We start from the raw sequence: 4,287 nt of genomic DNA on the forward strand, positions 1-4,287 counted from the left end.
AGCTGGGTTTTAGACGAATAAATGAGCCCTAATGATGACTTTTCAAGCATTTTAACTCTTAATTAATCCGCGTTCTTTGTTAGTCACCAGGATATTGGGCAACTGTTTCCACCTCGCAAACAATCATTTAACTGTAATTTAAAAAATAACAGTTAAAAAAATACTGCATATACCATAAACAAGTTTACCTTTGTACTGTAATATTAAAAATTACAGAATGAACGGACAATTTCAAATAGCGGTACACATCCTCACCCTGCTTAGCAAGCAGCCGGATGAGCTGTTATCGTCCGATTATATTGCCGGCAGCATTAACATTAACCCGGCACTTGTGCGTAAAGAAATCAGCAACCTGCGCAAATACGGGCTTATTGATAGTAAAGAAGGCAAAACAGGTGGTTATACGTTGAGATTACCTTCTCAAAAAATACTTTTGAGCGATGTATACCAGGCTGTAAAAGTTCAACCTGCTTTGGGCCAGGCAAAAAATAAGCCTAACCCCGATTGCCCGGTAGGCAAACAGATTAACCAACATTTAGATGCATTAGCCGGGGAAGTTGATACCATTATATTTGATAAATTAAAGACCATTACCCTGGCCGATTTTAGCGACCGGTTCGAATAAAAAAAATTTAGACAAAACTGTAACAAATTTAATTACAATATAAAACAACAATTATGAAATTAGCACTGATAGGCGCCACCGGCTTTGTAGGCAAAGCGGTATTAAACGAAGCATTGCAACGTGGTTATGATGTAACCGCTATAGCACGCGACCCGCAAAAAGTAGATGCAGCAAGCGATAAAGTTACACCCAAAGCTGCTGATGTATTTGATACCACATCCCTTGCTGCCGTGCTTGAAGGTCATGATGCTGTGGTAAGCGCATACAATGCCGGCTGGGCTAACCCTAACCTTTACGATGATTTTATAAAAGGTTCAGAAGCTATTCAGCAGGCTGTAAAACAAGCCGGCGTTAAACGCTTATTGGTTGTTGGCGGCGCGGGTAGTTTATACGCTGCGCCAGGCTTGCAATTGGTAGATACGCCACAATTCCCTGCCGAGTGGAAAGCCGGTGCTACAGCGGCCCGTGATTATCTTAATACCCTTAAAAAAGAAGATGAGCTCGACTGGACATTTTTAAGCCCCGCTATACAACTACATCCGGGCGAGCGTACCGGCAAATTCCGCTTAGGCACCGATGAGCCCGTATTTAACGAAAAAGGCCAACACGAAATTACTGTGGAAGACCTGGCTGTGGCTATTTTAAATGAATTGGAGAATAACCAGTTTGTGAAAAGAAGATTTACGGTGGGATATTAAGAAGATTTTGTCAGAACCGGAATTTATGGAATTAAAGAATTTTCAGAATTCTATTAATTCTGCGAATTCGACAAATTCCGGTTCAGGCAATATTACTTTATAAACTTAGCCGCCACCCATTCCTTATCTTTTTTATGGATGATGTATTTCAGGCCGTATTTGCGGGCTTCATCGGTAATGATATCCAGATCGGGAGTTTCATAAAATCCGCTGAAATAGATCTCGCCATCGGGTTTCAGCGCCTCGGCATAACGCTCCATCTGGTCTATAAGGATATTGCGGTTGATATTGGCCAATATGATATCATATTGCTCCTCATCGGGGATCGCTTCTTTTGAGCCGCAAAGCGGTATGATATTATCAATATTATTTAGCGTGGAGTTTTCGATGGTACTTTCATAGCACACCAGGTCGTAATCAATAGCAGTAACCTGTGCGGCGCCAAGTTTAGATGCCATGATAGCCAGTATGCCTGTACCGCAACCCATGTCAAGCACGTTTTTTCCGTTATAATCGTTCTCCAGCATCAACTCCAGCATCATCGATGTAGTTTGATGATGACCGGTACCGAAAGCCATTTTGGGGTCGATCACAATCTCATACGGAAATTCGGGCCGGGCGGGATGAAAGGTTGCCCTTACAAAAATCTTATCGCTAATCGCAATCGGTTCAAAATTACGTTCCCATACCTCATTCCAGTTTTTTTGCGGAATAAGGGTTACCTCATAACTAAAGGTAAACAATTCACGGTATGGTAATAATTGCTCTATCACCGTTGCCTCATCAAAATCATCCTCCGGTATATAGGCTTTAAACCCAAAATCCAGCTCTTCAAAAGTATCAAAACCAATTTCGCCCAAAGCGTTGATCAGCAGGTCCTGCTGGTAATCTTCGGTAGTTATGATGGTAAAAAATAATTCGTAGTAGTTCATAAGATAATATTTTTACAACACGTTATTGCCGCTCCTCTCCTCCGGGGAGGGCTTAAAAACCATGTCATTATAAGGTACGAAGCAATCGCGAACTATGCAGATTCGCTTTGTAGAGCCGTGATTACTTTCGCCGGTTTTTCCTGTTTTTATTCTTCCTGCACAGCCGCTTCTTCAACAACCTTCTTTTTCAATGTAACCGTCTTCCCGGTAACTAAAAACATAATAAAAAAATTAACAGCCCAATAAGCCAGCTGAATGAATAGCATAATTGTAGTAAGCCCGGTTAGATTACCGTACCCCGATTGCTCATCCCAGATAGCATAAGCCACCCCTCCCGCTGCACCTGCACAAACGATAGCAACGATAATAAAAGTGACCAGCGCCGCTGTTGCAGACCGTAGCACAAAAGCCTCCCAAACCGGAACAATAATTATCCATTGCGTTAATATGGCAACAATAAAATACAATGGCCAGCAATAATAAAAACAGGCCATAAAAGCATGCACATTGCCCTCTCCCATATCGCTTAACTGCATAGTACGGCCCAGCGCGCTAACTATTACAAAAGCAGCAAAGCCCATAAAAGCAATTAAAGGCGGGAGAAAAACTTTCATATTTTAGATGCGAGCTATTAGATGCGAGATTTGAGATTAGTCTCAAATCCCACCTATCTAACATCTGTTGCCTATTTCTGTTTGATCTAAAAAACCCGACAAGCGCAGCTCATCTCATATCTAATTAAACGCCTTGATGATATCAACAAAATCGCGTGATTTTAGGGATGCTCCACCTATAAGGCCGCCATCAATATCGGGCTGGGCAAATAGTTCGGCGGCATTTTTAGGGTTACAGCTGCCTCCGTATAAAATAGTAGTGCTATCAGCAACATCCTGGCCGTATTTTGCAGCAATTTCTTTGCGGATAAATTCATGAATTTCCTGTGCCTGCGCTGATGAAGCAGTTACGCCTGTACCAATAGCCCAAACCGGTTCATAAGCCAAAACCAATTTTGAAAAATCRGCAGCTTCTAAATGGAACACGCCTTCAGCAAGCTGCGATTTAATCACATCAAAATGCTGGTTTGCTTCGCGCTCCTGCAAAGTTTCGCCGATGCAAAAAATAGGACGAAGATCATGTTTCAATACGGTATCAGTCTTTTTAGCCAACAGCTCATTGCTTTCGCCAAAATACTGGCGGCGCTCTGAGTGACCAAGAATAACGTAAGCTGCGCCGATAGATTTGATCATCCTGGCAGAGATTTCGCCGGTATAAGCACCACTTTCGGCCTGGTGGGCGTTTTGCGCACCTACCGATACTTTATTGTAACCTTTTGCTAATTGTACCAGGCTGTTGATATGGATAAAAGGGCTGCAGATAACCGCTTCCTGGGTGCCGGTAACTTCGTCTTTAACCATGTTGATGATTTCGGTAAATACGCCTAAACCTTCATTATAGTCAAGATTCATTTTCCAGTTTCCGGCAACAATTTTTTTTCTCATGATTTTATTATTTTAGTTGATTGTGTGAGTGGTTGATTGGGTGAAGGGTTGATTATGTTAAGTGATGAATGATTAATATTTGATTGATCCGGCTTAAACCACTCACCTAATCAACTCAATCAACCACTCACCAACTTTAAAAACGCCTATACTCTTCTGTTAATTCAAATACTTTTTGCAATATTTCCTGTTCCACTACGCTAAATTCACGGTGGTCGCGGCGGTCAAATACTTTCCGGGCGGTCTCAAACATTTTACTGATCGAGTAAACCTCAAAACCCTGTGCTCCTCCCCATGAAAAATCGGCTATAAAATTACGCGGGAAGCCGGCGCCAAACACATTGGCACTAACCCCTACTACCGTACCGGTATTAAACATGGTATTGATGGCGCATTTAGCATGGTCGGCCATAATGAGTCCGCAAAATTGCAGGCCGGTTTTGCGAAAACGCTGCGTATCGTAATCCCAAAGCCGCACTTCGGCATAATTATTTTTAAGGTTGGAGTTGTTGGTATCGGCACCAATATTACAC

5 protein-coding genes and 1 pseudogene are annotated in these 4,287 nt (G+C 42.3%); 2 read left to right on the forward strand and 4 right to left on the reverse strand.

Going from position 1 to position 4,287, the window contains the following annotated elements; genetic code table 11:
• Window positions 1–217 precede the first annotated feature (217 nt).
• Together AC1DPZ_RS22935 and AC1DPZ_RS22940 are read left to right on the forward strand one after the other, a co-directional pair.
• Window positions 218–625, forward strand: a complete 408-nt coding sequence (locus tag AC1DPZ_RS22935; RefSeq protein WP_477407822.1) for an Rrf2 family transcriptional regulator — start codon at window positions 218–220, stop codon at window positions 623–625.
• Between the two features lie 53 nt (window positions 626–678).
• The gene (locus AC1DPZ_RS22940) at window positions 679–1,323 is read left to right on the forward strand and encodes an NAD(P)-dependent oxidoreductase (RefSeq protein WP_477407824.1); all 645 of its coding nucleotides are present in this window, start codon (window positions 679–681) and stop codon (window positions 1,321–1,323) included.
• 92 nt (window positions 1,324–1,415) lie between these two features.
• On the opposite strand, the gene prmA is transcribed toward AC1DPZ_RS22940, so the two are convergent.
• The 4 genes and pseudogenes from prmA to AC1DPZ_RS22960 form a co-directional block, all read right to left on the reverse strand.
• Window positions 1,416–2,255, reverse strand: coding sequence for a 50S ribosomal protein L11 methyltransferase (prmA, locus tag AC1DPZ_RS22945; protein WP_477407826.1), 840 nt, complete (start codon window positions 2,253–2,255; stop codon window positions 1,416–1,418).
• A 146-nt stretch (window positions 2,256–2,401) separates the two neighbouring features.
• Complete coding sequence (locus AC1DPZ_RS22950) at window positions 2,402–2,869, reverse strand: hypothetical protein (RefSeq protein ID WP_477407828.1); 468 nt, start codon at window positions 2,867–2,869, stop codon at window positions 2,402–2,404.
• A 120-nt stretch (window positions 2,870–2,989) separates the two neighbouring features.
• Window positions 2,990–3,754, reverse strand: a complete 765-nt coding sequence (tpiA, locus tag AC1DPZ_RS22955; protein ID WP_477407830.1) for a triose-phosphate isomerase — start codon at window positions 3,752–3,754, stop codon at window positions 2,990–2,992.
• A 136-nt stretch (window positions 3,755–3,890) separates the two neighbouring features.
• Window positions 3,891–4,287: pseudogene (locus AC1DPZ_RS22960) on the reverse strand (glucose-1-phosphate thymidylyltransferase); the annotation flags it as partial.

This window comes from Mucilaginibacter sp. P4_G9 (genome assembly GCF_056400985.1).

Excerpts from the sequence above, each read along its gene's own strand:
- AC1DPZ_RS22935 (WP_477407822.1), top strand. The coding sequence starts at position 218 with ATGAACGGACAATTTCAAATAGCGGTACACATCCTCACCCTGCTTAGC.
- AC1DPZ_RS22940 (WP_477407824.1), top strand. The coding sequence starts at position 679 with ATGAAATTAGCACTGATAGGCGCCACCGGCTTTGTAGGCAAAGCGGTA.
- prmA (WP_477407826.1), bottom strand. The coding sequence starts at position 2,255 with ATGAACTACTACGAATTATTTTTTACCATCATAACTACCGAAGATTAC.
- AC1DPZ_RS22950 (WP_477407828.1), bottom strand. The coding sequence starts at position 2,869 with ATGAAAGTTTTTCTCCCGCCTTTAATTGCTTTTATGGGCTTTGCTGCT.